Source organism: Scleromatobacter humisilvae (genome assembly GCF_023231945.1).
Taxonomy (GTDB): domain Bacteria; phylum Pseudomonadota; class Gammaproteobacteria; order Burkholderiales; family Burkholderiaceae_C; genus Scleromatobacter; species Scleromatobacter humisilvae.
On sequence record NZ_JAJLJH010000023.1, the window covers coordinates 1 to 1,643 of the forward strand.

Here is a 1,643-nt window from a genome sequence, read left to right on the forward strand (position 1 = left end):
TGGAGGCTGTGTGAAAACCCCGGTCCGGGAATAGAGGTGACGGCGTAGAGTTCCCCGGCATATCGAAGCAGGAGATCGATATGCCAAGATTCATCGAAGGCCAAGATCGGCACCAGGTCACGCTGCTACCCGAATCGCTGGACGACTTCATCGCCGACGACAACGCAGTGCGCGTCGTCGATGCGTTCGTCGAGGAACTGAATCTGCAAGCATTGGGTTTCGAGGGAACACAGCCGGCCGAGACGGGCCGCCCCTCGTACCACCCGGCCGTGCTGCTCAAGATCTACATCTACGGCTACCTCAACCGGGTGCAGTCCACCCGTCGACTCGAGCGTGAGTGCCAGCGCAATCTCGAGCTGATGTGGCTCACGGGCCGCCTGGCACCAGACTTCAAGACCATCGCCGACTTCCGTCGTGACAACGGCACCGGCATTCGCAACGTCTGCCGCCGCTTCGTCGAACTGTGCGGACAGATGAAGCTTCTCTCGCAGTCCGTGGTCGCAATCGACGGCAGCAAGTTCAAGGCGGTCAATGGACACGATCGGAACTTCACGCCCGCGAAGATCCAGAAGCGTCGCGAGCAGATCGAGGAGAACATCCATCGCTACCTGGTCGCGCTCGACACGGCGGACCGGACGTTGGGCCCGATCGAGTTCCAGGCGAAGGCCGAGCGTCTGAACGAGAAGATCGGTGCGATGCGCGAGCAGATGCGCCGGCTTGAGCACTTCGAGCAGCGATTGAAGGAGCAGCCCGATGCACAGCTGTCGCTGACCGATCCGGACGCGCGGGCCATGTCGACCAACGGCCGAAGATCGGGCATCGTCGGCTACAACGTGCAGGCCGCGGTCGACGCGAAGCACCATTTGATCGTAGCCCACGAGGTTACCAACGACGGCGGCGATCGCGCCCAATTGGCCCCCATGGCCAAGGCGGCGCGCGAGGCGATCGGCAAGCGCAAGCTCGTGGCCATCGCAGACCGCGGCTACTACAGCGCGCCGCAGATCAAGGAATGCCACGACGCTGGCATCGACGCAATCTTGCCCAAGCCGATGACCTCGAACGCCAAGGCCGAGGGCCGTTTCGACAAGAGCGACTTCATCTACATCGCTCGCGACGACGAGTACCAATGTCCAGCCGGCGAGCGCGCGATTTACCGCATGACCAGCGAGGAGCGCGAGCTAAAGATCAGGCGCTATTGGAGCAGCAACTGCCCAGGTTGCGCGATGAAGGACAAGTGCACGCCGAGCGACTACAGACGCATCTCTCGCTGGGAGCACGAAGCCGTGTTGACTGCGGCCGAGAAGCGCCTTGACCAACACCCTGATTCGATGAGAGTACGCCGTCGCACCGTCGAACATGTCTTCGGAACGCTCAAGCACTGGATGGGTTGGACCCACTTCTTGACGCGCACCTTCGCCAACGTCCGCACCGAGATGAGTCTGCAGGTGCTGGCATATAACCTGAAGCGGGTGATCAGCATCCTAGGCATCGCGAAAACGATGAAGGCGATGCAGTTGGCAGGGAGTTGAGGGCCGCAAGGCCTCCCTGAGCCCTTTCTAATGAGGCCCCGATACTGTGGCTGTTTGAACGAGCTGCCGACGCCACGCACTTTCACGAAGCGCACGGCGTTTCCACACGGCCTC

Annotated in this window: 1 protein-coding gene; it reads left to right on the forward strand. The window is 61.7% G+C overall.

The genetic code is table 11. The features are described 5' to 3' along the window. The first annotated feature begins 80 nt into the window (after positions 1-80). Positions 81-1,529, forward strand: coding sequence for an IS1182 family transposase (locus tag LPC04_RS29005; RefSeq protein WP_275685820.1), 1,449 nt, complete (start codon positions 81-83; stop codon positions 1,527-1,529). Positions 1,530-1,643 lie beyond the last annotated feature (114 nt).

Coding starts and splice junctions, on each gene's coding strand:
- LPC04_RS29005 (WP_275685820.1), top strand. CDS start 81: ATGCCAAGATTCATCGAAGGCCAAGATCGGCACCAGGTCACGCTGCTA.